This is a genomic window from Ruegeria sp. AB10 (genome assembly GCF_056542745.1).
Genome location: NZ_JBQGAI010000001.1, coordinates 527,379 through 553,632, shown reverse-complemented (window position 1 = coordinate 553,632; position 26,254 = coordinate 527,379). Strand labels below are relative to the sequence as shown.

Sequence of the window (26,254 nt, the reverse complement as noted above, 5' to 3'; positions counted from 1 at the left end):
TCACGATTTGGCAGCCTTTTGGCGGGCCAGAGCGGAATCGACGTCGCTAACGCCCAGCAGGCTGACCACCAGCCGCAAAAGCGAATCCTCCTCGCCGGTGCGTTGCCCGTCGGCCAGCGCAACCGACCACATCGCCTGCACAACGGCGAGCCGGTCGTCATAGGCAATGGCTTCCTTGATCGCGCGGGTAAAACGGACAGTGTCAGGCGCCTCGGCCTCAAGATCCTCGGCCCGGGCGCGCAGGGCGGCGGCCTCGAACGGGGACAGGCCATAGCGTTCGGCCGAAATCTTGTCGATTCGGGCCATTTCGGTATCGGCATAATCGTTGTCAGACCGCGCAATGCGCACCAGCAGGGCCGTCAGGGCAAGGCGGGCGTCGTCATCGGCAAGCGGGTCGGGGGCGGGCTGTGTCAGCCGGGCCAGAAAATCACTGAACATGTGTTAGATATAGAGGGGGTCTAACGCTCTTCCAAGCGCCTTTGCACCCGTTCGCGCGCGGTCTGGCTGTCGTTGAAACTCAGCCCCATGGCAATGCGCGCCTCTTCCACGATATTCATCTCGCCTTCGTCGGAATTGCCATCGGCCAGCACGACCTCCCACAAAGCGTCCAGCGCGGCCAGACGTTCGTGCAGATCGGTGGTTTCGCGGATCAGCTTGCCGAACGTGTCGGTTTCCGGTGCGGCGGCGTGCAGCCTTTCACAGGTGGCGCGGACCTTGGCGGCCTCGATCGCGTTATGCTGATACAGCCGGGCAAGGATGCGGTCGATCAGGCTGATTTCCTCAAGCTTGTAATCCCGATCCGCCTGCGCCACGCGCACCATCAGCGCACCCAGCGCCAGTTCGGCGTCCGGGTCGGGCAGGTTGTCGTGTTGCGGTGGGCGAAAAGCCTGTAAGAACTTCTTCAACATGCCGCGAGGATATTCCATATTTTGTAGCCCGCCAAGCACCGACTACCGGCTATTGCTGCGAATACCGGGCGGTTTCCCCAAAGCGGCAAAAACACGCTGAGCGCGATACTTAGGTGAAGGGATCAACCGGTCTGAATGGCCTGTTTTGCCTGCTCCTGAAGCCATCCCAGCATCTGCCGATAGGGGACCGGACCATAGCTGATCCGCGCCACGCCCAACCCGGCCAGTGTGGCCGTGTCAGGGGTGCCGGGCAGGGCGATGATATTGACCGGCAGGGCGGTCGATTCGCATAGACGAGCGATCATGGCTTCGTCTTTCAGGCCTGGCGCAAAGAACCCGCTGGCTCCGGCATCGGCATAGGCTTTGGCCCGGGCAATCGCCTCGTCCAGCATAGCGTCAGAGTGGGTTTCAGGCTTGGCTTTCAGAAAAATATCCGTGCGGGCGTTGATGAAGGCCGGGATACCGGCTGCATCGCAGCCTTCGCGCATGGCGCTAACCCGCGCTTCCTGCGTTTCAATGGCATACAGGTCGCTGGTGCCTACGATCTGATCTTCGAAGTTGAAGCCGACAACGCCGGTCTCCAGCGCGCGTTGGACGTTGGCGGCGACGCCCAGTACATCCTCGGCATAGGCCCCTTCGAAATCCAGTGTTACCGGCAGATCGACCGCTGCGACGATCCGACGGGCGTTATCCAACGCGGCCTCCATCGGGATGTTCTGACCATCGCCAAACCCCTGTGCCATCGCGACCGGAGCACTGCCGGTGGCAATCGCCTTGGCCCCCGCATCGCGCACGGCCCCGGCGCTGCCTGCGTCCCAGATGTTGTAAAGAATGACCGGTTCGCCCTTTTTGTGTAGGGCTGCGAATGCTTCCGCTTTGGTGGTCTGATTGGTCATAGCCGGCCTCCTGTCATTGGGTCGAGGACAGTTAACCGTGGAAAGGGCGGGCGCGTATAGGTTTTTTTGCGCCCGCCGTCACAATGCGGTGTCCGGTCCGCGATCAGACCAGACGCGAGCTTTCTTTCGCAGCACGCACAAAGTCACGGAACAGCGGGTGCGGGTCAAACGGTTTGGATTTGAGTTCGGGGTGATATTGCACGCCAATGAACCACGGATGATCCGACCATTCGACGATTTCCGGCAGACGGCCGTCGGGCGACATGCCCGAGAAGTTCAGGCCGGCTTTCTCAAGCTTTTCGCGGTACTTGATGTCCACCTCATAGCGGTGACGGTGGCGTTCCTCGATCTGAGTTCCGCCGTACACCTCAGCCACTTTCGAGCCCTCGGCCAGTACCGCGTCATAGGCGCCCAGGCGCATGGTGCCGCCCTTGTCGTCGCCCACTTTACGCTCAACCCGGTGATTGCCCTGCACCCATTCCTTGAGGTGGTAAACCACGGGTTCAAAACGTTTTTTACCGGCTTCGTGGTCGAATTCCTCGGATCCGGCCTCGGCAATGCCTGCTGTATTGCGGGCGGCTTCGATCACCGCCATCTGCATGCCCAGACAGATGCCCAGATAGGGCACCTTGTGCTCGCGCGCGTATTGCGCTGCCTTGATCTTGCCTTCGGTGCCGCGCTCGCCGAACCCGCCGGGGACGAGGATGGCGTGGAAGCCCTCCAGATAGGGAGCGGCGTCCTCGGTATCGAAGACCTCGGCATCGACCCATTCGATCTTGACCTTGACCCGGTTGGCCATGCCGCCATGGGTCAAGGCCTCGGCAATCGACTTATAGGCGTCTTCCAGCTGGGTGTATTTGCCGACGATGGCGACCTTTACCTCGCCCTCGGCATTGTGGATGCGGTCGCTGACGTCTTCCCATTTGGCCAGATCGGGCTTCGGCGCAGGACTGATCTGGAACGCGTCCAGAACCGCCTGATCCAGACCTTCGCGGTGATAGGCCAGCGGGGCGTCGTAAATGGTGCTAAGGTCCTGTGCGGCGATCACGCTGTCGGGGCGCACATTACAGAACAGGGCCAGCTTTTCGCGCTCTTTCTTCGGGATCGGGCCTTCGGAACGACAGACCAGAATATCGGGGGCCAGACCGATCGAGCGCAGCTCTTTCACCGAGTGCTGGGTCGGCTTGGTTTTCAGCTCACCGGACGCCTTGATGTAGGGCAGCAGCGTCAGGTGCATGAACATGCACTGACCGCGCGGCTTGTCCTGGCTGAACTGGCGGATGGCCTCAAAAAAGGGCAGGCCCTCGATATCGCCGACGGTGCCGCCGATTTCACACAGCATGAAATCGACCTCATCCTCGCCAATGGCGATGAAATCCTTGATCTCGTTGGTGACGTGCGGGATTACCTGAATGGTCTTGCCGAGGTAGTCTCCGCGGCGTTCTTTCTCCAGCACATTGGAATAGATCCGCCCCGAGCTGACCGAGTCGGTCTTGCGCGCGGCAACACCGGTGAAACGCTCATAGTGGCCCAGGTCCAGATCGGTCTCGGCGCCGTCATCGGTGACGAACACTTCGCCATGTTCAAATGGTGACATCGTGCCCGGATCGACGTTCAGGTAGGGGTCAAGCTTACGCAGACGCACCGAATATCCCCGGGCCTGCAACAGCGCGCCCAGAGCCGCCGAAGCCAGTCCTTTACCCAAGGACGAAACCACACCACCAGTGATGAAAATAAAACGCGCCATGTTTTTCGGCTGCTCCCGTGAGACGTCAAAATCAGCTGCCCGACGGCTTGAAAAAACCGCAGCATCACGGGACTTCACGTATAAAGGATTCGCGCGCATAGCGCAAGAGAACCGCAAGATGCTGTTGCAGCTCTCTTTTAGATTTCTAAGTGTAGTGGATCAGTCGGCCTGCGGGATCAGCGGCGCGTTGTCACCTTGAGCCGGAGGCAGAAGATCGTCGGTCGACGGAACGGCCGGAGTGCTTTCCTCGGTCGCCGCAGGGGCCGGAACGCCCAGACGATCGATTACCGAGCTGCCCGAAGATTTCTGGGCGGCCAGAATGGTCAGCGTGATCGAGGTCACGATAAAGCACGCCGCCAGAATCCAGGTCACCTTGCCCAATGCCGTCGCTGCTGCGCGGCCGGTCATGGCGCCACCGCCACCACCGCCCATACCCAGGCCACCGCCTTCGGACCGCTGCATCAGGACAACGGCGATCAGGCCCAGAGCCAAGAGAAGATGGATGATGAGAACGACGTTTTCCATGGTGGTCCTGTACAGCGTGGCGTGTATCGCGTGGTACTTATGCAAGTTTGATCTCGGGGGCAAGGGAGGAGTTGCCATCATGATCCCTGATATGCGGCATCACGGCAAAGAGACTGGACAGGTGGGCAAAAGGTGACGCAGGCTGCGTCCCATGCCGCATGATGATCCCGACCACCCGCACGCCTTGTTACCGCCCGATCCCGCGCTGCGGGTCAAGGCGCTTGAAACGATTCTGACCCGCAAGGGGCTGATCGATCCGGCCGCTTTGGATGAAATCATCGACACCTATCAGAACAGGATCGGCCCTCAGAACGGTGCGCGTGTGGTTGCAAAGGCGTGGATCGATCCGGATTTCAAGGCCGCTCTGCTCAAAGATGCCACGCCAGTTGTCGCTGATCTGGGCTATTATGGGCGCCAGGGCGAACACATGGTAGTGGTCGAGAATACGCCCGAACAGCACAATATGGTCGTGTGCACCTTGTGTAGCTGCTACCCATGGCCGCTGCTCGGTATTCCACCAGGTTGGTACAAATCCGACGCCTACCGCGCCAGGGCCGTGCGTGAGCCGCGCAAAGTGCTGGCAGACTTCGGGGTGAGCTTGCCTGAAACGACTTCGGTTCGTGTGTGGGATTCGACTGCCGAGGTGCGGTACCTTGTTCTCCCGATGCGCCCACAGGCGACGGGTGGCCTCAGCGAAGAGGATTTGGCCGCTCTGGTCACCCGCGATAGCATGATCGGCACCGGATTGCCAAAGGTGACGACATGACCCGCGTACATGATATGGGCGGACGTTTCGGTGATGGACCTGTTTACCCCGAATCCGATGACGTTCCGATCTTTTCAGAAGATTGGCACGCTCGAGCGCTGGCAGTGACGGTGGCTGCGGACTCTTTGGGTCAGTGGAATATCGATGTAAAACGTCACGCACGCGAACGATTGTCCCCCCAGGATTACACGCGGTTTTCATATTACGAGAAGTGGATTTCAGCTCTGGCCGATCTGTTGGTCGAAACCGGCGTGCTGACCGAAAAGGATTTGCGCGGCCAAGCGAGTAACGACACGCACCCGCTGGCAAGCCGCGCATTGAAGGCTGAAGCCGTTGCTGGTGTTTTGGCCAGCGGGGGGGCGGCAGATCGTCCGTCAGATATCCCCGCACGGTACAAGGTAGGGCAGACTGTACGTACCGTGCATCCGGCCGCCAATCGACTGGTTGACGGCGGCCACACGCGCCTGCCGATTTACGCATCCGGTGCCACGGGCAAGGTCATGCGGCTGCATGGCACACATGTGCTGCCGGACTCAAACGCGCATGGGTTTGGCGAGGCTCCAGAGCCGCTCTATACGGTGGTTTTTCCTGCTTCGGAATTGTGGGCGGACCCGGAAAACCCCAAGGACGAGGTCGTTCTGGACCTCTGGCAGAGCTATCTGGTGCCAGCATGAGCGATTGCCCCGCCTATTCTGCGCCCGAACCGGTTTTTGCCGAACCCTGGCACGCTCAGGTGTTCGCGGTGACTGTGGCTTTGAACGAGGCTGGGCGTTTCGATTGGGCTGACTGGGCCCTGCGGTTTTCGCAGACGCTGAAGCGCCACGGGCTGGATCGCGACCTCGATGGTGGCAACGATTATTTCCACGCGTGGCTGGAAACTCTCGAGCAGTTGCTGGACGAGCAAGGCTCGGCGGTCTCTGGCGAAGTCACCCAGTATAGGAATGCGTGGGAAAAGGCTTATCTGACGACGCCTCATGGTCAGCCAGTGCGTTTGGCTGCAAGCGAGTAGGGGGCGCTGCCCCCGCCGCCCGTTCCGGGCGACCCCCCCCGGGATATTTGGAGACAGATGAACAAGGGATCCGCGCTTCATCTGGCCAAAAGTATCCCCGCCGGAGGCACCGCGCGCAGCGCGGTTCCTATCTGCGGCGAATTACCGGTTTCCCTGTCGCTTTGTCCTCGTTATACGAGCCGAGTTTGATAATTCAGCGCAAAAGGACCGGATATGGCCAATGTGGTTGTTGTCGGCGCCCAGTGGGGTGACGAAGGAAAAGGCAAGATCGTCGACTGGCTCAGCGAGCGGGCAGACGTGATCGCGCGTTTTCAGGGCGGGCATAATGCCGGTCATACGCTGGTCATTGATGGCGAAGTCTACAAGCTGCACGCGCTGCCTTCGGGCGTGGTCCGCGGTGGCAAGCTGAGCGTCATCGGCAACGGCGTTGTGTTGGACCCGTGGCACCTGATCAAGGAAATCGCGACCATCCGTGCGCAGGGCGTCGATATCTCGCCCGAGACGCTGATGATCGCCGAGAACACGCCGCTGATCCTGCCGATTCATGGCGAACTGGACCGCGCACGCGAAGAGGCTGCCAGCAAAGGCACCAAGATCGGAACCACAGGTCGCGGTATTGGCCCGGCTTACGAGGACAAGGTTGGTCGCCGTTCCGTGCGCGTTGCCGATCTGGCTGACGAGGCAACGCTTGAGGCCCGTGTGGATCGTGCGCTGCAGCACCATGACCCGCTGCGCAAGGGCCTGGGGATCGAGCCAGTAGACCGGGATGCGCTGATTGCGCAACTGAAAGAGATCGCATCGGTAATCCTGCCCTTCGCCGCGCCTGTCTGGAAAGTGCTGAACGAAAAGCGCAAGGCGGGCAAACGCATCCTGTTCGAAGGGGCGCAGGGCGCGTTGCTGGATATCGATTTCGGCACCTATCCCTTTGTGACCTCGTCCAACGTGATTGCCGGTCAGGCGGCAACGGGTGTCGGCATCGGTCCGGGGTCGATCGATTTTGTTCTGGGCATTGTCAAAGCCTACACCACCCGTGTCGGTGAGGGTCCGTTCCCGACCGAGCTGGACGATGCGGACGGCCAACGCCTTGGTGAGCGTGGGCATGAGTTCGGCACCACCACCGGACGCAAGCGCCGCTGCGGTTGGTTCGACGCCTGCCTGGTGCGCCAGACATGTGCAACCAGCGGCGTGAACGGCATCTCTCTGACCAAGCTGGACGTTCTGGACGGGTTCGAGACGCTGAAGATCTGCACGGGCTATGAACTGGACGGTGAACGTCTGGACTATCTGCCCACCGCGGCCGACCAACAGGCGCGCTGCACACCGATTTACGAAGAAATGCCGGGATGGAGCGAATCCACCGAAGGCGCACGCAGCTGGGCCGATCTGCCGGCCAACGCAATCAAATATGTGCGCCGCGTTGAAGAACTGATCGAATGCCCCGTGGCCCTTCTGTCCACCAGCCCGGAGCGGGACGACACCATTCTGGTGACCGACCCGTTTGCTGACTGATGAGCGACGACGGAAAGACTGGCCTCAGCTACAAGGCCCGGCGCCGCTGGTCGCTGGTGCTGCTGTTGATTGGGTTGCCGGTCTATATCGTGGCGGTGGTGACAATCGTGAACTGGCTCGACCGCCCGCCAATCTGGCTGGAGCTGCTGGTCTATGTCGCTTTGGGCATTGTCTGGGCGCTGCCGTTCAAGTTCGTGTTCAAAGGCGTTGGCAAGGAAGACCCGGATCAGCCGTCGGAATAACAGGGCGGCGCAACTGTTTGGGGCAATTTACCCCGGAGTCCGGTCCGGCCCGGGCCAACTGAGGATGGCGCGGGCCATTGCGTGGTACTCGCCGGAAATCTCTTCAGCAACGCTGAGCGGGGTGGGCCAGGGCGCGTTCAAAGTGGCCTGAATCTGCCCCGTGACCAGATTCAGATCAGCGTCGTGTTTTTCGGCCAGACGGCGCATTTTCTGGTTGGTGGCCAGGCACAGCATGTGCACTTCGCGAATTCCACGGTTCCTGGCCGCAGTAATGATCCGCGACAGCAAGGCATCCCCTATACCGCGATCCTGCCACGCGGATTCGACCGTAAAGGCGGCCTCGGCCACATGCGTCTGACTGTCTGGCAACACACGCAGTTCGCCAACGCCGCGCAAACAGGAATCCGGAAAGGCTCCGAAGATCAAAGCGGCATTGTCAAACATCCCGGACAGATAGGTCTGAACATATGCGGCACTGACCGGAGCACCAAATCGCGACGTCAGAGCTTCGATGTCCAGGCTGTTGAAATGGCTTTCTATTTTGGATTTGTCATATACCCGAAGGCGTCGAATTGGCAGTTCATACACGGCGGGGCCTTTGTTTGAACGGGATCGGAAAGAACGGTCACCTTACGCCCGACCTTACCATTTTTCTGCGCCGCAGCATAGTGAGCCAACCTGCAAAAGGAGAGTGGCGATGCCTGTGTGCATAAAAAATGGGCCGAAGAAACCTTCGGCCCATCGTCAACTGATTTGCAAGAGGGGTTACCCGGCGGCGCGCTCGTCATCCGGGCGGAAGCCGATCTGGGTCGAAGCAGCGAACCGCCCGCCGCCTGCTTTTTCGATCTTGCCGTCCCGCAGCAACTGACCGAACGAACGCAGGCTTTCCTCACGATTGAATTCATCCTGCTTGAGCGAGCGGATCTTGTTCATCAACTGCGGACGCGAGAACTGCTCCTGACCTTCGATGAAGGACAGATAGGCCGCTGCTGCCTCAAGCAGGTCCGGCAGCGATTGCGCGCCTTGTTCCTGAGCGAACAGGGCAAATCCACTTTCTTCCGTGGCAGCCTCTTCACCCTCGGTCTCGGATGTTACACGGCGGGGGGTCACCGGTCCGGCATCTTCGCTCTGGTTGTCGATACGCTGCTCGGCCACCAGTTTGAGCGGCGCCGCCTCGTCACTGGCAGGGCGGGCGCTGGTCACCTGAACTTCCGGGCGGCGCGGGCTGACAACCGAGGAGAGATCGCCACGGTAGTCCTGATCATCGTCGTACTGATCGGCGTCACCTTTTTCGCTGCGTTCGGCTTCGGTGACGGCAACCGCCGCGCGCAACTGGGTATAAGCTTCGCGCCTGTTGCTTGTGTCCGGGTCGTCCAGATGTTCGCCGACCTTGTCCATCAGGCGCGACACATCGTGGTCCAGGTCCGATGCTTTGGCCTCTGTCGTTTCGGCGCGACCGGCTAGGATGGATTCCAGGCTGGCGATCTCATCCAGCAGGTGAATCTCGTCATCTTCTGTCATGATGCCTTCAGGAACTGTCGTGCTGGCGTCTTCGTCCGCACCGGCATCGCTGAGGATGTTGGTGACCTCATCGCCTTCGGGCTCGTTCTCACCAGTTTCGTCGATATCCGAGAACAGGATATCGATTGAGGCGACCTCGTCTTCGGCCTCTTCCTCGATTTCGGTGACCTGGATCTCGGCTTCCTGATCCTGGGCTTCGTGTTCGATATCCAGGGCCGGAGCGGCGAATTCCTCGACCTCTCCGATCTGAGGCATTTCCGGTTCAGCCTCGGACGTTTCGTCCACCGCGTCCGCCTCTTCGAGAGTTTCAAAGTCCGCCGGGTTCAGAGAACCGGCCGCAAAAGCCGCCGCGACCGCATCTGACGGACCGGCTGTGCTTTTCATCAGGGTCGTCTCTTCATCCTCGGTGTAGATGACCGAGTTCTCCTCGGAATGGGAAACAACCGCCCGGATGCGTTGCAGTTTGGCAGCAATGCTGTCTTCAGCGGGGGCTGGCGTGTCTTCGACGGCTTCGGCTTTGGCATCGACGAAAACGGGGGGCCGGGGGGGAGGTGTGTTGATAACGTTCAAATCCGGCGCGCTGGGGGCGGGTTCGTCCGTGGCGCGGATCAACAGGCCAGCGTCGCTTTGACGAGCTTCGACCTTGCGGCGCTCGTCACGCTGCGCGATTTTTGTCAGCATTTCTGTATCAGGCTGCGGAGGTTCAGAACCGAAATAACGATCGTCGGTGGCAAGATCGCGAAAGTACTCGGTAATCGCTTTCATCGTCTCAAAGGAATCGTCAAATCCTTCCAAAGTGCACGAGAAGGTTCCATAAGAGACGGTTAAAACCTTGTTATTCTGTACCATCAGACGCACGTCCTTTACAAACTACAAGAGCCATTCACCCGACGGCGGGCACACCTATGGCTCGAAACTCTCAGCATGAACCTATCATTTTGTGGTCTCAATGTGTCCAAATCCGGAAAAAATGTCCAATCTTCGAAAAAATAATCAAATTGTGCGGTCTGAGGCGCCAATTGCGCTGGTTGGGGGCGGTGAAATCGGCCCTGATGACCTGAATCAGACGCTGATTCGCGTCAATACGGTCGTGGCCGCTGATGGTGGAGCGATTCCCATGATGGATTCGGGGCGGATGCCGGACGCGGTGATCGGTGACTTTGATTCGCTGAGTGGCGCCTATCTTGACCGAATTCCCACGGACCGTTTGTTTCCGATACGAGAACAAGACAGCACGGATTTCGACAAGGCTCTGCGCAGCATTGATGCGCCCCTGGTATTGGGGGTCGGGTTTCTCGGCGGTCGGCTGGATCACCAGATGGCGGTGCTTAACGCGCTGGTGCGGCTGCAGGATCGGCCATGCGTCCTGATGGGTGAGCACGAAGTCGTTTTCCATGCGCCGCCGCGGATCGGACTGAACCTCACCCCCGGGGATGTGGTTTCATTGTTTCCATTTCAGCACGTAACCGGCCGCAGCAAGGGGCTGGAATGGCCGATTGACGATCTGGTGCTGGAACCGAACGGCCGCGTTGGCACGTCCAACCGGGCGTTGTCTGATGTGGAATTGACTGTAGATGGACCCGGCCTGTTGGTGATGGTGCCCCGCGACGCTTTGGATCATGTCATGCAGGCGTTTCTGTCAGATCGGACCGAGGGGTGGCCCGCCCGCGCCTAGGGCAGGGGCTGGACCTTGGTGTAGTCGGGCCCGATGCAGGTGGGCAGGCCGTCGCCCAATTTCAGCCACTGCAGTTTTTCCTCATGCGCCACGTGCAGCGTCGGTTCCAATTGGTTCGGATCTTCCAGCGTCGCCACGTAACGATGCATTACGTCCGACATGGATTGCGACCGGAACGAGATCGGCGTACCGCAGTTCGGGCAAAAGCTGCGTTCGACCCCGGGCGAAGAGTTGAAGGTTTTCGGCGCATCACCGGTCCAGCGCCACTGGCCATCGCGCACGCCGAAATAGGTGGTCATCGGTGCCGCACATTGCCGTCTGCAACTGTCGCAATGGCAGGCGACGCAGGACAGGACCGGAGGGTCGACCTCGTACCGGATGGTGCCGCACAGACAATGACCCCGCATGGTATCCCCTTCGGTTGTGGCGTCAGCAGTTGGGTACGTTCACCGCCAGACCGCCCAGAGACGTTTCCTTGTACCTTTCGTGCATATCATGCCCGGTCTGGCGCATGGTTTCGATGGCCGCATCCAGCGGCACGAAATGCTGGCCGTCGCCGCGCAGCGCCAGCGACGCAGCCGACACCGCTTTGATTGCCGCCAGCCCGTTGCGTTCGATGCAGGGTACCTGAACCAATCCTTTGACCGGGTCGCAGGTCATGCCCAGGTGATGCTCCAGTGCGATCTCGGCGGCGTTTTCCACCTGTTCAGGCGTGCCGCCCATCACGGCGCACAAACCGGCTGCGGCCATCGCCGAGGCGCTGCCGACCTCGGCCTGACACCCTGCCTCGGCGCCCGAGATCGAAGCGTTGTACTTGACCAGACCGCCGATGGCTGCAGCGGTCAGCAGGAAATCTTCGACATGGCTTTCCGAGGCCCCCGGCACGTGGTCGAGGTAATAGCGCAGCACCGCAGGCAGCGTGCCCGCCGCGCCATTGGTTGGCGCAGTGACGACCTGACCTCCGGCGGCGTTTTCCTCGTTTACCGCCATGGCGTAGACGCTCATCCAGTCGTTGATGGTGTGCGGTGCGTTCAGGTTCATGCCCCGCTCGGCCAGCAGAGCTTCGTGAATGCCTTTGGCGCGACGGCGCACGTTCAAACCGCCGGGCAGGATGCCGTCGGTCTTCAGGCCGCGTTCGATGCAATTGTTCATGACTTCCCAAAGGCGCGCAGTACCCTTCGCGAAACTGATGGGGCAGCCGCGTGCGACTTCGTTCTCGCGCTTCATCTGGGCGATGCTTTTGCCGCTGGCATTCGCCATTTCCAACATTTCCGCCGCCGAGTGGAACGGGTAGGGCACGGGTGGGCCGTCATTGGTGTCCTTGCCCTCGGCCAGTTCCTCTTCGGTCAGGACAAAGCCGCCGCCGACCGAGTAATAGACCTGCCGCAGGATCACGTCGCCCTGCGCATCGGTTGCCATCAGGATCATGCCGTTGGCGTGGCCGGGCAGATTGTGATCGTAGTCAAAGATCAGGTCGGTCTTGGGGTCGAAATTCAGTGTCGGCAGGCCTTCGGGCGTGACTGAGTGCGTTTCGGCGATCGCGGCCAGTGCGGCCTCGGCCTTGTCGTTGTCATAGGTGTCGGGCACGAAACCGGCCAGCCCCAGGATGGTGGCGCGGTCGGTCGCATGGCCAACTCCGGTGAAGGCCAGTGAGCCGTGCAGTGATCCACGCAGCCCCGCGAATTCGAACGGCGAGGCGCGCATCAGGTCCAGAAACCGGGCGGCCGCAACCATCGGCCCCATGGTATGAGACGAAGACGGGCCGATGCCCACTTTGAACATATCGAAGACAGATAGAAACATGTCAGGTAGCTGAGCCTTCTTGAGGAGTAGCGTAACTCGGGGATGTGAATGGTGTAACCCCCAACCCTTCGGCCGCGATGGCGGACTGGGTTGCGGGGCGGGTTTCAAGCTGCGTAAGGATCGCTTGCAGATTAGGGGTGTCCGACAGCTGATACCAGCTGCGATCGGCGCTGGCCGGGTACAGCGCCATCCACCGCATCTGACAGGCCAGATAGTAGGTCAGAACCGAGGGCTGTTCAGGATGCAGCCAGGTTGGCGCGTTTTTTGCCTCGGCTTCCAATACCTGCAGATGTCGGCGCAGGCGCGGGCGGATGCCGTCGCGCAGGGTCTCGGCCTGTGCGGCGTTGATGTATTTCTCGGCGTAGAACAGAATGCGCAGATCGGCGTGCAGCGTGTTCGATGCAAAGAACAGCCACTTCAGAAATGCCGCCCGATCAGGGGCTTCGGGGGACGGGCCCAGTTGCCCATGCGTGTCGGCCAGCCACAACAGGATGGCCGCCGTTTCAAAGATCGGCCCCTGCGGTGTGTCCAGTACAGGAATCAGTCCGTTTGGGTTCAACTGCCGGTAGGCCGCACTGTCCTGCTCGTTCTGGCGGCGGTCCACCAGAACGGTTTCATAGGGCAGGCCCATCTCTTCCAGCGCCAGTCTGATCACCAGAGAGGCGTTGTCGGGGGCATAATGCAGGCGATAGGGCGCGGTCATGAAATCTATGTATATCGCCGGGGCCACCGCGAAAGCCTCGATTGCGACGTTTCCAATCGGAAACGCGTATTTTCGATAGATGTTTGCGCTGCGGTGGGGCGAATTGGCTCTCGCAGTCGGCGGTTGCATTCCGTATAAACCCTGAAGCAATACAGGGAAACGCTGCCATGACCCGAGATATGTCCCCCATTAACAAGGCCAAATATGTCGCCGCGCGCCGTGCCGCCGATATGGTGCAGGACGGGATGCGCGTTGGGTTGGGTACTGGGTCCACTGCCGCCTGGATGGTGCGCCGTCTGGGTGAAAGGGTGCAGACCGAGGGGCTGCGGGTCAAAGGGGTGCCGACCTCAATCCGCACCGCGCAGCTGGCTCGCGAGGTCGGGATCGAGGTGGTCTCGCTGGATCAGGCCGGATGGCTGGACCTGACCATTGACGGCGCGGACGAGTTCGACGGCGAGCTGAACCTGATCAAGGGCGGCGGTGGTGCGCATCTGCAGGAAAAGATCGTCGCCACGGCCAGCGACCAGATGGTGGTAATTGCAGACGCGGGCAAAGAGGTTGAAACGCTGGGCGCCTTCCCCTTGCCGGTCGAGGTGATCCCCTTTGGCTGGCAGACCACGCGGACCCTGATCGAAGAGGCGCTGGACACGATGGATGTTCTGGGCAACTCGGCAATGCTGCGGATGAACGGCGAAGCGCCTTTTGTGACCGATGAAGGCAACCACATTCTTGACCTGCATCTGCAGCGTATCGGTAACGTGCGCCAACTGACTCTGGTGCTCAATCAGGTGCCGGGCGTGGTGGAAAACGGACTGTTCATCGACATCTGTGACAAGGTTGTGATCGGCCACGGTGATGGCCGGGTCGAGCTGCGCGACATTAATGCGGGTACCACCGAGCTGGACCAACTGGTCGAGGGTGGAGACAACCTTTTCTCGGATCTGGCAGATTGAGACCGGCGCAAGAGCAGAAGTGGGAAACAGACTTGCAGGCAGTGCTTTAGGTGAAGTTTACACACCGACAAGGGTTGGCAGCGCGTCTTTCGACCCCAGATAATCATCGAATTTTGGCCTGACGGTATAAAGGAACTCAGGATGAGCTTTGACTATGATCTGTTCGTCATCGGAGGCGGCTCGGGCGGGGTTCGCGCGGCGCGTGTGGCGGCTGGTGAAAACGGCGCCAAGGTGGCGCTGGCGGAAGAGGACCGCTATGGCGGGACCTGCGTCATCCGGGGATGTGTGCCGAAAAAGTTGATGGTGTTTGCCAGCGAATTCTCAGGCATGGTCGGTGATGCGCAGGCTTATGGATGGGACATACAGCCCGGTGCGTTGGATTGGAAAACGTTTCACGGCAAACTGGTGACGGAACTGGACCGGCTGGAAGGCATCTATCGCAATATCCTGAAGAACAACGGCGTCGAGAACTTTGATCAGCGTGCGCATATTGTGGACGCGCATACGGTCGAGCTGGCCGATGGCACCCGCAAGACGGCCAAGCACATTCTGGTTGCGACCGGTGGCCGTCCGGTTGTGCCCGAGTTTCCGGGCTCGGACTTGGCAATCACGTCGAACGAGATTTTCCATCTGGAGAAGCTGCCGGAAAGCATCCTGATCGTGGGTGGCGGTTATATCGCCAGCGAATTCGCCGGGATCATGAACGGGATGGGTGTGAAGACCACTCAGTTCTATCGTGGGGCGCAGATTTTGCGCGGATTCGATGAAGAAGCACGCGGCCTGATCAGCGAAGAGATGTGCCAGAACGGCATCGATCTGCACCTTGGTACAAACGTGCTTGAGATGAAAAAGCTGGGCGACAAGATTTGGGTCAAAGCGACCAACGGAACCGAACGGGTTTTCGATGTGGTCATGTATGCCACCGGGCGCGCGCCGAACGCCGACAATCTGGGTCTTGAGGCCGTCGGTGTCGAACGTGGTCGCAAGGGCGAGATCGTGGTGGACGAATACAGCCAGACCGGTGTGCCCTCGATCTATGCCATCGGCGACGTGACTGACCGAGTGAACCTGACTCCGGTTGCGATCCGCGAGGGCATGGCGTTCGTTGAGACAGTCTTCAAAGGCAACCCGACGCCGGTGGATCATGAACTGATCCCGACCGCGATTTTCACGCAGCCGGAGTTCGGCACCGTGGGTCTCAGTGAGGAAGACGCTGCGGCACAGGAACCGATTGAGGTCTATGCGACCTCGTTCAAGCCGATGCAGAAGGCGTTTGCCGGTGGTACGCAGCGCGTACTGATGAAGCTGATCGTCAGCCAGGCGACCCGCAAAGTGCTGGGCTGTCACATCGTGGCGCCGGGCGCGGGTGAGATGATCCAGCTGGCCGGGATTGCCGTCAAAATGGGCGCGACCAAGGAAGATTTCGACCGCACTGTTGCCGTTCACCCGGTCATGGCCGAGGAACTGGTAACACTGCGGCAACCTGTGCGCACTGCTTGATTTGCAACTGCGCGCACACAAGTTACAAGGGAAACCGTGATCACACGGTCCAACACAAGGGAATAGATACATATGGCGGGCAACAGCGGTGGCCCCTGGGGGGGCGGAGGCTCTTCTGGTGGTGGAGGAAATCGGGGTAACAACGGGGACGGGCGCAAGCCCCCCGAAGGCGACGGCCCGCAGATCCCCGAGATCGATGAACTGATGAAGAAAGGCCAGGAACAGCTGCGCGTCCTGATGGGCGGCCGTGGCGGTTCGGGCCGTGGCGGCGGTCAGGGTGCAGGTGGGGGTGGTCCCATCTTTACCAAAGGCACCTTGCTGATCGGTGTGGTTGTTGCCGCCGTGCTCTGGGGTGCGGCCAGCTTCTATACAGTCAAGCCCGAAGAACAGTCGGTTGAGCTGTTCCTGGGTGAGTTCTCGGCCGTCGGCAATCCGGGTCTGAACTTTGCTCCGTGGCCGTTCGTGACGGCTGAGGTTATCCCGGTCACCCGTGAACAGACCGAAGACATGGGCGGCACGCGCGGCAGCGACGATGGCCTGATGCTGACTGGTGACGAAAACGTGGTCGATATCGACTATCAGGTCGTGTGGAACATCAACGATCCGGCCAAGTTCCTGTTTAACCTGCGCGACCCGCGCCAGACGATCCGCGCCGTGTCGGAATCGGCCATGCGTGAGATCATTGCGCAAAGCGAACTGGCCCCGATCCTGAACCGGGATCGTGGCATCATCGCGGATCGCCTTCAGGAATTGATCCAGTCCACAATGGATAGCTATGATTCCGGGATCAACATCGTCCGTGTGAACTTTGACAAGGCCGACCCGCCGCAGGATGTGATCGCCGCGTTCCGTGACGTTCAGGCCGCCGCGCAGGAGCGTGACCGTCTGCAGAACGTGGCCGACGCCTATGCCAACCGCGTTCTCGCGGAAGCTCGTGGTGAAGCCGCGCAGGTTCTGGAAGAGGCCGAAGCCTATCGCGCCCAGCAGATCAACAGTGCGCAGGGTGAAGCCAGCCGTTTCAGCGCGGTTCTGGAAGAATACGCCAAAGCGCCTGACGTGACCCGCAAACGCCTGTATCTGGAACGGATGGAGCAGGTTCTGGGTGACGTGGACAAGATCATTCTGGACGAGAACTCGACCGGTTCAGGGCAGGGCGTCGTGCCCTATCTGCCGCTGAACGAGCTGCGGCGCAATCAGGCCGAGGAGAGCAACTGATGCGTAAGTCACCCCTTATCCTCATCTTCGTCGTGATTCTCGGCGTGGTTGGCCTGTCCTCGATCTTTATCGTGGACGAGCGTGAGCGTGCGCTGGTTCTGCAATTCGGCCGTGTGGTTGCGGTGAAGGAAGAGCCAGGTCTGGCCTTCAAAATCCCGGTGATCCAGGAAGTTGTACGCTATGATGACCGCATTCTGTCGATTGACGTTCAACCGCTTGAGGTGACGCCTCTGGACGACCGTCGTCTGGTGGTCGACGCCTTCGCGCGCTATCGGATTTCTGATCTGAACCGCTTCCGTCAGGCGGTTGGTGTCGGCGGTATTCCGGTGGCCGAGGATCGTCTGGACCGCATCCTGCGCGCGGAAACCCGCGAAGTGCTGGGTTCAGTGTCGTCGCGTGATATCCTCAGCTCGGACCGTGCCGCGCTCATGCTGCGTATCCGTAACAGCGCGATTGCCGAAGCGCAGGCGCTGGGCGTCAACGTGATCGACGTGCGTTTGAAGGCGACCGACCTGCCGCAAGCGAACCTTGAGGCGACCTTTGACCGGATGAAAGCCGAACGGGAACGTGAGGCCACCGACGAACGTGCACGCGGTAACGAGGCTGCGCAGCGTGTGCGCGCGCAGGCCGACCGGACCGTGGTTGAACTGGTGTCAGACGCCAACCGCGAGGCCGAGATCATTCGCGGTGAGGCTGATGCCGAACGCAACGCAATCTTTGCTGAAGCCTACGGTGCGGACCCGGAGTTCTTTGAGTTTTATCGCTCTCTGACAGCGTATGAGAATGCCTTGCAGGGTAGTAACAGCTCGTTGATCCTGAGCCCGGATTCCGAGTTCTTCAACTACCTCGGCTCTCCTACCGGACGGTCAGCCCCGGTTGCTGCGCCTTCTGAATAATGGGTATGATTCTTCTGGCCCTTGGGCTGGTATTGATTGTCGAGGGGCTGGCGTACGCGCTGGCCCCTTCGCTTATTGAACGTATGCTCGAGGCGCTGCGGTCACTGCCGGAACAGGCGCGACGGCTGGTGGGGCTGCTTTGCGTGGTCAGCGGGCTGGTGCTGCTGTGGGGCGCGTATCAGGTCGGGTTTTAAGACGACGATTTCACTTGCCGGTGATTTCCCCGCGATCCCGAGTTGCGGGTCTGAACAAACTGACTACATTGGTTGCTAAGAAAGGTTGCCGAGGGGCGGCCACAGAAGAATTGTCGACAAGGAGTTCCCAAGTGCAGGCACAAGCACGAAGTATTTCCGTCCGGCAGGACGATAGTGTTGGTTTCATGCGGCTGATGTGGCTGGCTTTTGCGGGGATGTTGCTTGTTCTGGCCCAGACCGTCGCCGCGCAGGCGCGGGGTGAAAGTCTTGCACCGTTGGCCGAACAGATCAGCCCGGCGGTGGTCAACATCACCACCACAACTCTGATTGAAGGACAGACCGGCCCGCAGGGGATCGTACCCGAGGGCTCTCCGTTCGAGGATTTCTTTCGTGAGTTTCAGGACCGCAACGGCGATGACGACAACCGTCCACGTCGCAGCAATGCGCTGGGATCGGGCTTCGTGATCTCCGAGGACGGTTATATCGTCACCAACAATCACGTCATCGCTGAAGCCGATGAAATCCTTGTGGAATTTTTTCCGGGCGACGGGCAGCCCAAAAAGGAATTGCCAGCCAAAGTGATCGGCACGGATGAGAAAACCGATATCGCGCTACTGAAGGTCGAAGCGACAGGCCCGCTGCAATATGTGAAGTTTGGCGATAGCGACATTGCGCGCGTGGGTGATTGGGTGATTGCCATGGGCAACCCGCTGGGGCAGGGCTTCTCGGTCTCGGCTGGGATCGTTTCGGCCCGCAATCGGGCGCTCAGCGGATCGTATGACGATTACATCCAGACTGACGCGGCGATTAACCGGGGCAACTCTGGTGGTCCGCTGTTCAATATGGATGGCGAAGTGATCGGCGTGAACACCGCGATCCTGTCGCCCAATGGCGGCTCGATCGGGATTGGCTTCTCAATGGCGTCGAACGTGGTGGTCAAGGTTGTCGATCAACTGCGTGAATTCGGCGAAACCCGCCGCGGCTGGCTGGGCGTGCGCATTCAGGACGTGACCGAGGACATGGCTGAGGCAATGGGGCTGGACAAACCCGGCGGCGCTCTGATCAGTGACGTGCCGGACGGTCCTGCCAAAGAAGCGGGCCTGCTGGCCGGTGACGTGATCCTCAGCTTTGACGGTGTCGAGGTCGAAGACACTCGTGGTCTGGTCCGTCAGGTTGGCGAAACCACCGTCGGTAAATCGGTTCGCGTTGTGGTCCACCGCGAAGGCGGTACCCAGACCGTTCTGGTGACGCTGGGCCGCCGTGAGGACGCAGAGCGCGCCGAGGACGGTGACGAGGACACGCCGGAGGTTCCGGCCGAGGAAAACGCCGACATTCTGGGCCTGACCATATCGCCGCTGACCGATGCGTTGCGCACGGATATGGGTCTGGATGCAGATTCTGATGGGCTGGTGGTGACCGCCGTTGACGAAGCATCTGAAGCCTTTTCCAAGGGTTTGCGTGCTGGTGACCTGATCACCGAGGCCGGTCAGCAGAAGGTCAGCTCGATCGAAGACCTTGAGGCGCGCATGGACGAGGCGCGCGAGGCGGGGCGTAAATCTCTGCTGTTGCTGGTGCGCCGCGGCGGCGAACCCCGCTTTGTGGCGCTGAGCTTGGGCGAATAACCCACAGCATGAAAACAATCAAAAAGGCCGGAGCAGATGCTCCGGCCTTATTTGTGCTGGGAGGTATGAGCCACGCACCGGGGAAGGCGCGTGGCCCTGATACAGGGAGAGGTCAGTGGACAGATATCGGGGATGATTCTCTGACCTCCTACGGTAACAATTACGACGATAGGCTTAATGCTACCCATGGTCTGTGAAGCAGGTCACAGGGGTCAGATCAGGTCGGATTCGGCCAATTCCCGCAGGGCTGCGAAGTCTTGAATCATCAGCCCGCCGCGCGACGCCTCAACCACGTTGTCGCGCTTCCAGGTAGAGATGGTCTTGGACACCGCTTCCCGCGTGGCGCCAACGAACTCGGCCAGTTCGCTTTGTGACAGGGTGATCCGGGTGGACGGGTCATCCTGCAGTTCGGACAGGTGCAGCAGTTTGCGGGCCAGACGGATCGGCATCGGCAGAAAAACCTGCTCGTTCAGTTGTGATCCCATCCACCGCATCCGCAGGCCGGCCAGACGGATCAGGTCCACGGCCAGGTCGGGGTGTTGCCGGATCTGGGCCATCACATCGCCGTGCCGTACCCGCAACACGCGGGACTGTTCAGCGGCCGCGATTGTGGCGGTGCGGGGGCCGCTGTCGAACAGGGCGATCTCTCCAAAAATCTCTCCGGGCCGCATCAGGGTCAGGGACAGTTTGCGACCGCTCATGGCCAGAAAGGACACTTCGAGCGTACCTTCGAGGATGGCATAAAGGGCGTCGCCTTCATCGCCTTGCTCGAACAGAACCTCGCCACGCTCCAGAGAAATTTCGGTCGCCTGCGCGGAGAGCATGGCTTTGAGTCTGTCTGATGCCTCGGACAGAAAGCCGCTGTCTGGAAAAGCCGTCATGAGTTTCAGGTGCTCCGGCTGTGAGTGGTGTCACAACTTTCCACAGCTTTGCCGTTTAGCCAAGGATTTTTGTCGGTTTGGTCCGGCGTTACGTCCGGGAACAGCGCAGAATTGCGTTACCGTCTGAGGCGAAAAGGCATCGTCCCTGTTCCCCTATTGGTGGTCAGGACCATCCATGTAGCTTTGCAGCAGATTGAATTGCAGCATCAGAAACACCATCAGCGCGATGGGGAAGCCGAAGGTTTCAATCTTGACCCAGAGGTCGGTCGACATCGTGCGCCAGACGAATTCGTTGGCCACGGCCAGTACCGCGAAGCAGCCGCACAGGCGCCGGGTCAGGATCATCCACCCCTCGTGTTGCATCGGCAGCATCTCGTCCAGGACATAGGCGAGGTAGGATTTGCCCTGCAGCAGGCCGATGCCCAGCATGATCGAAAAGAAGCCGTAGACCAGCGTGGTCTTCATCTTGAAGAACCGCTCGTCATTGAACCAGGCGGTCAGGCCGCCGAAGAAAATGACCATGAAAGCGGTGAAAATCTGAATCCGGCTGAGCTTGCCCGTCAGGTACCAGAGAACGCCCATAGCGCCCAGCATGAGCGGCACAAACAGGATGGTGGCAACGATAAAGCCGGAATATTCAATGCCGCCGATCAGAAAACTGTCATCGCGCAGACGCAGGTAGATGAAGAAGAAGGCCAGCGGGGGGCCAAGCTCCAGCACCTGTTTCAGAAACGGGTTGATCTCTTTTTTGTCTGTCATGGCCTGCGTCCTGCTGCTTACCCGCCCATTTCAACTATTACGGCGCCGAGTGCAATCAATGCCATCAGCGCGATCCGTCTTGGCCCCACGGTTTCTTTCAGAACCAGCCAGCCGATCAGGGCCGCGAAAACGGTCGAGGTTTCCCGTAGGACGGCGGCCTCGCCGACCTTGTCGAGCCTTGTGGCCAGCATGATCGCCCCGAAAGACAGGGGGGCGATTATACCGCCCGCCAAGCCGCGCAACATCAGCGGGCCGATTGCCGGGCGGTTGATCATCGCGCGCCATCTGAGAAAGGCGTAGATCGGCATTGCCGCCCCGTCGATCATGAAGAACCAGGCCAGAAAGGTGAACGGGTCTGCGGTGGCGCGGATGCCATAGGCGTCGTAGGTGGTATAGAGCGCCACGAACAGGCCGGTTGCGACGGCAAGTACCAGTGCGATGCCCAGTGTTTCGCGGTTGGTTTCGAGAAACCGGAAATTATAGGCGGCCAATCCGAAAATACCGGCCAACAAGACGGCCACGCCGAACCATTGGGTGCCAGTGAAGGTCTCTCCGAACAGCAGATAGGCGCCGATGACGGTGAACAGCGGGCCGGTGCCGCGGACAACCGGGTAGACGACCGTGTATGAGCCCTTGGTATAGGCCATGGCTTGCAGGATTTTATAGGCGATGTGGATCACCCAGACGGTTGCAAAGATCGGCCACATATAGGGTTCTGGCCAGGGAACGACGAAAAACGCGAAGGGTGCGGCCAGCAGGCAATAGCTGGCGTCAATGGCACCGCGCGACATCCACGGATCGTGGCGGCCTTTTTGCAGGGCACCGAAGACCGCGTGCAGGAAGGCCGCCATCAGGGCCAGTCCCAGCGCAAGCTGGTGGCCTGCTTCGGTGCCTTCGAGTGAGATCAGCCAGTCGCTCAAGTGTCAGGTCTTTGTGCTGGGTGGAGAGGCCGGGGGTTTTCCACCCCCGGACCCCCGGAGGATATTTTTAGACAGATGAAGTTTCGGATCAGTTTTGCAAGCCAGTGAGGGCGGCGGCGAATTCTTCGGGGTCGAACGGGGCGAGGTCGTCAATTTGCTCTCCGACGCCGATGGCGTGAATGGGCAGGCCGAATTTGTCGGCGAGCGCGACCAACACGCCGCCCTTGGCGGTGCCGTCGAGCTTGGTCATGACCAGACCCGAGACATCGGCCAGATTGCGGAAAGTTTCCACCTGACTCAGCGCGTTTTGGCCCGTAGTGGCGTCCAGCACCAAAAGGGTGTTGTGAGGCGCGGTGTCGTCGACCTTGCGGATGACGCGGACGATCTTGGCCAGTTCCTCCATCAAGTCGGCGCGGTTCTGCAGGCGGCCTGCGGTGTCGATCATCAAAAGGTCAGCGCCATCTTGCTGCGCCTTGGTCAGGGCGTCGAAGGCGAGGCTGGCTGGATCCGATCCCTCGGGCGCGGTCAGGACGGGTACGCCTGCGCGTTCGCCCCAGACTTGCAACTGTTCGACAGCGGCAGCGCGGAAGGTGTCACCGGCGGCGATCACGACCTTTTTGCCAGCCGATTTGAACTGACTGGCCAGCTTGCCGATTGTGGTCGTCTTGCCCGATCCGTTGACGCCGACAACCAGCACCACCTGTGGACGTTTGGGGTAGATGGGCAGGGGCTTGGCAACGGGTTCCATCACGCGGGCGACTTCCTGCGCTAGCAGTTGTTTGATTTCCTGGGTCGAGAGTTTGCGGCCATAGCGCCCCTCGGCCATGTTTGCGGTGACGCGCAGGGCGGTGTCGACGCCCATGTCCGAGGCGATTAGCAGCTCTTCGAGCTGTTCCAGCATGTCGTCGTCCAGAGTGCGGCGTATGGCGGTTTTGGCCTCGCTGCGACCGAACAGGCGGCCCAACACGCCTTTGGACGGCGCCGCCTCGGGTGGAGGCGGGGCAGGGGTCGGGTCGACGGGCGCGGGTTCAGGGACCTCGACCGGTTGCGGTGCTGGTGCGGGGTCCGGCACTTCGGGAACCGGTTGCGGGACTTCCGGCACGGGTTCGGGCTGCGGCTCGGGCTCGGGGATGATCGGATCGGGGGCGGTTGTTTCCTCGCCGCCATCTTCGACGATGGCCTCAAGCCCCTGTTCGAGGCGGGACGAGGATTTGAACAGCTTGTCCTTGAGCTTTGAGAAAAACGCCATTTTTGGTCTCCGCAGGTGTTCCCCTCACCTAATGCGGATTTGCGGTAGTTGCAAAGGGTCAGAGAAACGCGACCAGCAATCCGGCCTGCGCACCCCAATAAAGCGGCCAGACCAGATAGGGCGTGATCTTCAGCGCCGGGTGGTCTGCGGGCAGGAGGAACTTCTCCGTGGCCAGAATCAGGTCGGACGCGATGAAAGCCAGGGCAGCGGGCAGCGCCCACCGCAGGGCGCCGGTGTCGGGCAGGGCCAGAACGGTTATGCCCATCCCCAGAATGATCGGGATATAACCCAGCACCGGTCCCTTGAGGTCTCCGGCACGCGGGGCCAACAAGGTGGCGACAACGATCCCAAGGATGATGAGCGACCAGAAAAAGCCGGGCCTGTCGAAAATCAAGGCAGGGTCGCTGGCGGGGCGGGTCAGAAACAGGGCGATATAGGCCAGATGCCCTGCAGCGAAAGCTCCGATGCCGGCCATGAAGGTGCTGTCAGTCTCGCGCGACAAAAGCGCGTCGCCAAGGGCGCACAAGCTCAGCGCCAGAACCAGTAGAAGTGGTGCTGCGCCCAGTAATGCGATCACGGCCAGCAGAGCGACGGACAGGGTTTTGATTAGCGACCGCAAGGCGGTGGCTGGACGTGGCGACAGGGGCAGATAGGTCAGAGCACAGATAGCTGCGAGCCAGAACAATGCGGTTGTCATGAATTTCTCCCCCGATTTTTCGCAGCATGTTATGGGTTGTCGGGTCACCTCAACCGGTGACGTTGAGGCAGGTGGTTGCGCGGAAATGGCAATGGCACCGGGCAACCGCATCTGACACAATGCGACCATGTTCAGATACCTAGCGATTCTTCTGCTGTTGCCCGCGTTTTCAGCCTCGGCCCAACCGGCCCTGACGGCGTCAGATTTCGATGAGTATACGCGCGGAAAAACCCTGTTTTATGGCTTTCAGGGAAAGGTTTACGGGGTCGAGCGTTATCTGCCCAATCGCCGCGTCATCTGGTCGTTCCTGGATGGCAATTGCAAAGAGGGCGTCTGGTATGAGCAGGACGAACAGATTTGTTTCATCTACGAAGATCGTCTGGCCCCGCAATGCTGGGTCTTCACCCGTTCAGGGAGTGGTCTGATCGCGCAGTTCGAGGGTGATCCGGCGGAGACCGAACTCTATGAAGCGGAAGATATCGGAGAAGAGATGCTCTGCTACGGGCCGGAAGTTGGCGTGTAGGGCGCACTCAGAAGAGTGAGCCCTGATCTGGTGCGTCCTTTTTCGGGGTTTTCTTGGGGGCTGGTCGCGGGCCTGCGGGTTGGCCGGTGGTCAGCACGCCATCAGCGAACTCGATCTGGAGTGAGCTGTGATTCTCGGCCTGTTTTTTCGTCGTCAGCACCTGATCATCGGCGCGCACAACTGCATAGCCGCGCTGCAAAGTGGCCTTGTAGCTGAGCGTTTCGCGCAGCCGGTCAGTTGCGGTCAGCTGTTGCCGCATCCGATCCAGTCGCGTTGACTGCGCGGCGTTCATTCGCTCGGCCAGTCGGGTGAGGGTCTGGTGTTGCACCTCGATTTCGCGCTGAATTGGGCGCAGGGACAGGCGCGACGAGAGGTTTCGGACGGCCTCCTGACGGCTTGAAACGAGATTGCGCAGCGTTGAAGGGCGCAAATGGGCGGACAGCTTCACAACTTGCAGGTGGCGGTTCTGAACGCCGCGCTCCAGCGCGGGGGTCAGGCGGTCTGCAATCAAATCAAGGCGTTGACGCGGGCTGTTCAACAAGCTGTCGGGCCGTGGCAATGCGCGGGAGATGTCGCGTAGACGCTGCGACCGTCGTTGAACTGCATCTGTCGCAGCGCGGGACAGGCGCGCGCCTTGTTCGCCGGTCCAGGCCAGCAGTTCCATCCGCACGGGTACGGCCAGTTCGGCGGCGGCGGTTGGCGTCGGTGCGCGGCGGTCTGAGACATAGTCGATCAGTGTCGTATCGGTTTCATGGCCTACGGCCGAGATCAGCGGAATATCCGAGGATGCCGCGGCGCGCGCGACAATTTCTTCATTGAAGCCCCACAGGTCTTCTATCGAGCCACCACCCCGTGCGACGATGATCAGGTCCGGGTGGGGCAGGGCTCCGCCGGGGGACAGTTGATTGAAGCCCTGGATGGCATTGGCGACCTCGGAGGCGCAGTTCGATCCCTGAACGGCCACCGGCCAGATCAGAACCTTACGCGGAAAGCGGTCGCGCAGGCGGTGCAAAATGTCCCGGATTACTGCCCCCGAAGGCGAGGTCACAACGCCGATAATCTGCGGCAGATAAGGCAGCGATTTTTTGCGTTCAGGTGCAAACAGCCCTTCGGCCTCCAGCTGCTTCTTGCGTTTCTCCAGCAGCGCCATCAGCGCGCCTTGTCCGGCAACCGCCACCTCATCGACGTTCAGGTTATATTTTGATTGCGCGCCGAAAGCAGTGAGCCGACCGGTGACGACGACCTCAAGCCCTTCTTCCGGCACAACGGAGAGGCCCGAGATCTGACCCTTCCACGTGGTGCAGGCCAGCACGTTCCGGTCGTCCTTGATGTCATAATACAAATGCCCCGAGCGCGCCTTGAACACGCGCCCGACCTCTCCACGCACACGGATTCGCCCGAACGTGCCTTCGAGTGTGCGTTTCACCTCGCCCGAGATGTCCGAAACTGTGTATTCAGGGGTGTTTTGGCCGGGAATGGGGTCGTCAAGCAGGTCGGACATTTCAGCGCCTTGTGTCAAATGCCTGCCCAGCTTAGAACGC

At 60.4% G+C, this 26,254-nt stretch carries 29 protein-coding genes; 13 read left to right on the top strand and 16 right to left on the bottom strand.

Going from position 1 to position 26,254, the window contains the following annotated elements; genetic code table 11:
* The 5 genes from ACR0NT_RS02745 to secG form a co-directional block, all read right to left on the bottom strand.
* Positions 1 to 438: a tellurite resistance TerB family protein gene (locus ACR0NT_RS02745; RefSeq protein WP_170441677.1), complete on the bottom strand. Its 438-nt coding sequence runs from the start codon at positions 436 to 438 to the stop codon at positions 1 to 3.
* 20 nt (positions 439 to 458) lie between these two features.
* Complete coding sequence (locus tag ACR0NT_RS02740; RefSeq protein WP_170442938.1) at positions 459 to 908, bottom strand: tellurite resistance TerB family protein; 450 nt, start codon at positions 906 to 908, stop codon at positions 459 to 461.
* Between the two features lie 122 nt (positions 909 to 1,030).
* Positions 1,031 to 1,804 carry an isocitrate lyase/PEP mutase family protein gene (locus ACR0NT_RS02735; RefSeq protein ID WP_170670953.1) on the bottom strand — a complete coding sequence of 258 codons (774 nt, stop codon included), beginning with the start codon at positions 1,802 to 1,804 and terminating at the stop codon, positions 1,031 to 1,033.
* Between the two features lie 103 nt (positions 1,805 to 1,907).
* A complete protein-coding gene (locus ACR0NT_RS02730) occupies positions 1,908 to 3,551 on the bottom strand; it encodes a CTP synthase (RefSeq protein ID WP_170670955.1) in 1,644 nt (547 codons plus the stop codon).
* Positions 3,552 to 3,710: 159 nt separating this feature from the next.
* Positions 3,711 to 4,076 carry a preprotein translocase subunit SecG gene (gene secG, locus ACR0NT_RS02725; RefSeq protein ID WP_170325501.1) on the bottom strand — a complete coding sequence of 122 codons (366 nt, stop codon included), beginning with the start codon at positions 4,074 to 4,076 and terminating at the stop codon, positions 3,711 to 3,713.
* A 151-nt stretch (positions 4,077 to 4,227) separates the two neighbouring features.
* Here secG and nthA point away from each other — a divergent pair, with 151 nt between their 5' ends.
* From nthA to ACR0NT_RS02700, 5 genes are all read left to right on the top strand, one after another.
* Complete coding sequence (nthA, locus tag ACR0NT_RS02720; protein ID WP_170441687.1) at positions 4,228 to 4,842, top strand: nitrile hydratase subunit alpha; 615 nt, start codon at positions 4,228 to 4,230, stop codon at positions 4,840 to 4,842.
* The gene (gene nthB / locus ACR0NT_RS02715; RefSeq protein ID WP_170441691.1) at positions 4,839 to 5,516 is read left to right on the top strand and encodes a nitrile hydratase subunit beta; all 678 of its coding nucleotides are present in this window, start codon (positions 4,839 to 4,841) and stop codon (positions 5,514 to 5,516) included. The genes nthA and nthB overlap by 4 nt, the downstream gene beginning before the upstream one ends.
* The gene (locus tag ACR0NT_RS02710) at positions 5,513 to 5,851 is read left to right on the top strand and encodes a nitrile hydratase accessory protein (RefSeq protein ID WP_170670957.1); all 339 of its coding nucleotides are present in this window, start codon (positions 5,513 to 5,515) and stop codon (positions 5,849 to 5,851) included. Before nthB ends, ACR0NT_RS02710 begins: the two co-directional genes overlap by 4 nt.
* A 213-nt stretch (positions 5,852 to 6,064) precedes the next feature.
* On the top strand, positions 6,065 to 7,360 hold the full coding sequence (locus ACR0NT_RS02705; protein WP_170670959.1) for an adenylosuccinate synthase: 1,296 nt from the start codon (positions 6,065 to 6,067) through the stop codon (positions 7,358 to 7,360).
* A complete protein-coding gene (locus tag ACR0NT_RS02700; protein ID WP_170397687.1) occupies positions 7,360 to 7,602 on the top strand; it encodes a DUF2842 domain-containing protein in 243 nt (80 codons plus the stop codon). Before ACR0NT_RS02705 ends, ACR0NT_RS02700 begins: the two co-directional genes overlap by 1 nt.
* Positions 7,603 to 7,629: 27 nt before the next feature.
* Here the strand turns inward: ACR0NT_RS02700 and ACR0NT_RS02695 are convergent, their stop codons facing one another.
* Together ACR0NT_RS02695 and ACR0NT_RS02690 are read right to left on the bottom strand one after the other, a co-directional pair.
* Positions 7,630 to 8,190 (bottom strand): GNAT family N-acetyltransferase, encoded by a 561-nt coding sequence (locus tag ACR0NT_RS02695; RefSeq protein WP_170670961.1) that lies wholly within the window; start codon positions 8,188 to 8,190, stop codon positions 7,630 to 7,632.
* Positions 8,191 to 8,367: 177 nt separating this feature from the next.
* Positions 8,368 to 9,804 carry a hypothetical protein gene (locus tag ACR0NT_RS02690; RefSeq protein WP_480442582.1) on the bottom strand — a complete coding sequence of 479 codons (1,437 nt, stop codon included), beginning with the start codon at positions 9,802 to 9,804 and terminating at the stop codon, positions 8,368 to 8,370.
* 268 nt (positions 9,805 to 10,072) lie between these two features.
* Here ACR0NT_RS02690 and ACR0NT_RS02685 point away from each other — a divergent pair, with 268 nt between their 5' ends.
* Positions 10,073 to 10,798, top strand: a complete 726-nt coding sequence (locus ACR0NT_RS02685) for a thiamine diphosphokinase (protein ID WP_480442581.1) — start codon at positions 10,073 to 10,075, stop codon at positions 10,796 to 10,798.
* On the opposite strand, the gene ACR0NT_RS02680 is transcribed toward ACR0NT_RS02685, so the two are convergent.
* From ACR0NT_RS02680 to ACR0NT_RS02670, 3 genes are read right to left on the bottom strand one after another with little or no spacing between them, the layout of a single operon-like run.
* A complete protein-coding gene (locus ACR0NT_RS02680) occupies positions 10,795 to 11,205 on the bottom strand; it encodes a GFA family protein (protein WP_170670967.1) in 411 nt (136 codons plus the stop codon). The two genes, ACR0NT_RS02685 and ACR0NT_RS02680, sit on opposite strands and share 4 nt — an antisense overlap.
* Before the next feature lie 22 nt (positions 11,206 to 11,227).
* Entirely contained in the window at positions 11,228 to 12,601 is a 1,374-nt protein-coding gene (locus ACR0NT_RS02675; protein WP_170670969.1) for an L-serine ammonia-lyase, read from the bottom strand.
* A gap of 1 nt (position 12,602) precedes the next feature.
* Positions 12,603 to 13,304, bottom strand: a complete 702-nt coding sequence (locus ACR0NT_RS02670) for a glutathione S-transferase family protein (protein WP_170671585.1) — start codon at positions 13,302 to 13,304, stop codon at positions 12,603 to 12,605.
* Positions 13,305 to 13,471: 167 nt separating this feature from the next.
* On the opposite strand from ACR0NT_RS02670, the gene rpiA reads away from it, so the two are divergent.
* The 6 genes from rpiA to ACR0NT_RS02640 all read left to right on the top strand — a co-directional run bounded on the left by rpiA (position 13,472) and on the right by ACR0NT_RS02640 (position 19,684).
* The gene (rpiA, locus tag ACR0NT_RS02665) at positions 13,472 to 14,257 is read left to right on the top strand and encodes a ribose-5-phosphate isomerase RpiA (RefSeq protein WP_170670971.1); all 786 of its coding nucleotides are present in this window, start codon (positions 13,472 to 13,474) and stop codon (positions 14,255 to 14,257) included.
* Positions 14,258 to 14,398: 141 nt separating this feature from the next.
* Positions 14,399 to 15,757: a glutathione-disulfide reductase gene (gene gor / locus ACR0NT_RS02660; protein WP_170670973.1), complete on the top strand. Its 1,359-nt coding sequence runs from the start codon at positions 14,399 to 14,401 to the stop codon at positions 15,755 to 15,757.
* 72 nt (positions 15,758 to 15,829) lie between these two features.
* A complete protein-coding gene (gene hflK, locus ACR0NT_RS02655; RefSeq protein WP_170670975.1) occupies positions 15,830 to 16,972 on the top strand; it encodes an FtsH protease activity modulator HflK in 1,143 nt (380 codons plus the stop codon).
* The gene (gene hflC, locus ACR0NT_RS02650; protein WP_170441724.1) at positions 16,972 to 17,868 is read left to right on the top strand and encodes a protease modulator HflC; all 897 of its coding nucleotides are present in this window, start codon (positions 16,972 to 16,974) and stop codon (positions 17,866 to 17,868) included. Before hflK ends, hflC begins: the two co-directional genes overlap by 1 nt.
* Positions 17,868 to 18,062 carry a DUF2065 domain-containing protein gene (locus ACR0NT_RS02645; RefSeq protein WP_170441727.1) on the top strand — a complete coding sequence of 65 codons (195 nt, stop codon included), beginning with the start codon at positions 17,868 to 17,870 and terminating at the stop codon, positions 18,060 to 18,062. The genes hflC and ACR0NT_RS02645 overlap by 1 nt, the downstream gene beginning before the upstream one ends.
* A gap of 185 nt (positions 18,063 to 18,247) precedes the next feature.
* On the top strand, positions 18,248 to 19,684 hold the full coding sequence (locus tag ACR0NT_RS02640; protein ID WP_480442668.1) for a DegQ family serine endoprotease: 1,437 nt from the start codon (positions 18,248 to 18,250) through the stop codon (positions 19,682 to 19,684).
* A gap of 212 nt (positions 19,685 to 19,896) precedes the next feature.
* Here ACR0NT_RS02640 and ACR0NT_RS02635 read toward each other — a convergent pair whose 3' ends face one another.
* The 5 genes from ACR0NT_RS02635 to ACR0NT_RS02615 all read right to left on the bottom strand — a co-directional run bounded on the left by ACR0NT_RS02635 (position 19,897) and on the right by ACR0NT_RS02615 (position 24,190).
* Positions 19,897 to 20,565 (bottom strand): Crp/Fnr family transcriptional regulator, encoded by a 669-nt coding sequence (locus ACR0NT_RS02635; RefSeq protein WP_170670979.1) that lies wholly within the window; start codon positions 20,563 to 20,565, stop codon positions 19,897 to 19,899.
* Positions 20,566 to 20,718: 153 nt separating this feature from the next.
* Complete coding sequence (locus tag ACR0NT_RS02630) at positions 20,719 to 21,324, bottom strand: inner membrane-spanning protein YciB (protein ID WP_170670981.1); 606 nt, start codon at positions 21,322 to 21,324, stop codon at positions 20,719 to 20,721.
* 17 nt (positions 21,325 to 21,341) lie between these two features.
* Entirely contained in the window at positions 21,342 to 22,244 is a 903-nt protein-coding gene (locus tag ACR0NT_RS02625) for an EamA family transporter (RefSeq protein WP_170397723.1), read from the bottom strand.
* An 88-nt stretch (positions 22,245 to 22,332) separates the two neighbouring features.
* Complete coding sequence (ftsY, locus tag ACR0NT_RS02620) at positions 22,333 to 23,493, bottom strand: signal recognition particle-docking protein FtsY (protein WP_170670983.1); 1,161 nt, start codon at positions 23,491 to 23,493, stop codon at positions 22,333 to 22,335.
* A gap of 58 nt (positions 23,494 to 23,551) precedes the next feature.
* Positions 23,552 to 24,190 carry a lysoplasmalogenase gene (locus ACR0NT_RS02615; protein WP_170670985.1) on the bottom strand — a complete coding sequence of 213 codons (639 nt, stop codon included), beginning with the start codon at positions 24,188 to 24,190 and terminating at the stop codon, positions 23,552 to 23,554.
* Between the two features lie 127 nt (positions 24,191 to 24,317).
* Between ACR0NT_RS02615 and ACR0NT_RS02610 the strand changes: the two genes are divergently transcribed.
* Complete coding sequence (locus ACR0NT_RS02610; RefSeq protein ID WP_170441748.1) at positions 24,318 to 24,713, top strand: hypothetical protein; 396 nt, start codon at positions 24,318 to 24,320, stop codon at positions 24,711 to 24,713.
* Positions 24,714 to 24,720: 7 nt separating this feature from the next.
* On the opposite strand, the gene xseA is transcribed toward ACR0NT_RS02610, so the two are convergent.
* Positions 24,721 to 26,214: an exodeoxyribonuclease VII large subunit gene (gene xseA / locus ACR0NT_RS02605; protein WP_170670987.1), complete on the bottom strand. Its 1,494-nt coding sequence runs from the start codon at positions 26,212 to 26,214 to the stop codon at positions 24,721 to 24,723.
* Between the last annotated feature and the right edge of the window lie 40 nt (positions 26,215 to 26,254).

Bases quoted from the DNA above. Each gene is read 5' to 3' on its own strand.
- ACR0NT_RS02745 (WP_170441677.1), bottom strand. From the start codon at position 438: ATGTTCAGTGATTTTCTGGCCCGGCTGACACAGCCCGCCCCCGACCCG.
- ACR0NT_RS02740 (WP_170442938.1), bottom strand. From the start codon at position 908: ATGTTGAAGAAGTTCTTACAGGCTTTTCGCCCACCGCAACACGACAAC.
- ACR0NT_RS02735 (WP_170670953.1), bottom strand. From the start codon at position 1,804: ATGACCAATCAGACCACCAAAGCGGAAGCATTCGCAGCCCTACACAAA.
- ACR0NT_RS02730 (WP_170670955.1), bottom strand. From the start codon at position 3,551: ATGGCGCGTTTTATTTTCATCACTGGTGGTGTGGTTTCGTCCTTGGGT.
- secG (WP_170325501.1), bottom strand. From the start codon at position 4,076: ATGGAAAACGTCGTTCTCATCATCCATCTTCTCTTGGCTCTGGGCCTG.
- nthA (WP_170441687.1), top strand. From the start codon at position 4,228: ATGCCGCATGATGATCCCGACCACCCGCACGCCTTGTTACCGCCCGAT.
- nthB (WP_170441691.1), top strand. From the start codon at position 4,839: ATGACCCGCGTACATGATATGGGCGGACGTTTCGGTGATGGACCTGTT.
- ACR0NT_RS02710 (WP_170670957.1), top strand. From the start codon at position 5,513: ATGAGCGATTGCCCCGCCTATTCTGCGCCCGAACCGGTTTTTGCCGAA.
- ACR0NT_RS02705 (WP_170670959.1), top strand. From the start codon at position 6,065: ATGGCCAATGTGGTTGTTGTCGGCGCCCAGTGGGGTGACGAAGGAAAA.
- ACR0NT_RS02700 (WP_170397687.1), top strand. From the start codon at position 7,360: ATGAGCGACGACGGAAAGACTGGCCTCAGCTACAAGGCCCGGCGCCGC.
- ACR0NT_RS02690 (WP_480442582.1), bottom strand. From the start codon at position 9,804: ATGCTGACAAAAATCGCGCAGCGTGACGAGCGCCGCAAGGTCGAAGCT.
- ACR0NT_RS02685 (WP_480442581.1), top strand. From the start codon at position 10,073: ATGTGTCCAAATCCGGAAAAAATGTCCAATCTTCGAAAAAATAATCAA.
- ACR0NT_RS02680 (WP_170670967.1), bottom strand. From the start codon at position 11,205: ATGCGGGGTCATTGTCTGTGCGGCACCATCCGGTACGAGGTCGACCCT.
- ACR0NT_RS02675 (WP_170670969.1), bottom strand. From the start codon at position 12,601: ATGTTTCTATCTGTCTTCGATATGTTCAAAGTGGGCATCGGCCCGTCT.
- ACR0NT_RS02670 (WP_170671585.1), bottom strand. From the start codon at position 13,304: ATGACCGCGCCCTATCGCCTGCATTATGCCCCCGACAACGCCTCTCTG.
- rpiA (WP_170670971.1), top strand. From the start codon at position 13,472: ATGACCCGAGATATGTCCCCCATTAACAAGGCCAAATATGTCGCCGCG.
- gor (WP_170670973.1), top strand. From the start codon at position 14,399: ATGAGCTTTGACTATGATCTGTTCGTCATCGGAGGCGGCTCGGGCGGG.
- hflK (WP_170670975.1), top strand. From the start codon at position 15,830: ATGGCGGGCAACAGCGGTGGCCCCTGGGGGGGCGGAGGCTCTTCTGGT.
- hflC (WP_170441724.1), top strand. From the start codon at position 16,972: ATGCGTAAGTCACCCCTTATCCTCATCTTCGTCGTGATTCTCGGCGTG.
- ACR0NT_RS02645 (WP_170441727.1), top strand. From the start codon at position 17,868: ATGGGTATGATTCTTCTGGCCCTTGGGCTGGTATTGATTGTCGAGGGG.
- ACR0NT_RS02640 (WP_480442668.1), top strand. From the start codon at position 18,248: ATGCGGCTGATGTGGCTGGCTTTTGCGGGGATGTTGCTTGTTCTGGCC.
- ACR0NT_RS02635 (WP_170670979.1), bottom strand. From the start codon at position 20,565: ATGACGGCTTTTCCAGACAGCGGCTTTCTGTCCGAGGCATCAGACAGA.
- ACR0NT_RS02630 (WP_170670981.1), bottom strand. From the start codon at position 21,324: ATGACAGACAAAAAAGAGATCAACCCGTTTCTGAAACAGGTGCTGGAG.
- ftsY (WP_170670983.1), bottom strand. From the start codon at position 23,493: ATGGCGTTTTTCTCAAAGCTCAAGGACAAGCTGTTCAAATCCTCGTCC.
- ACR0NT_RS02615 (WP_170670985.1), bottom strand. From the start codon at position 24,190: ATGACAACCGCATTGTTCTGGCTCGCAGCTATCTGTGCTCTGACCTAT.
- ACR0NT_RS02610 (WP_170441748.1), top strand. From the start codon at position 24,318: ATGTTCAGATACCTAGCGATTCTTCTGCTGTTGCCCGCGTTTTCAGCC.
- xseA (WP_170670987.1), bottom strand. From the start codon at position 26,214: ATGTCCGACCTGCTTGACGACCCCATTCCCGGCCAAAACACCCCTGAA.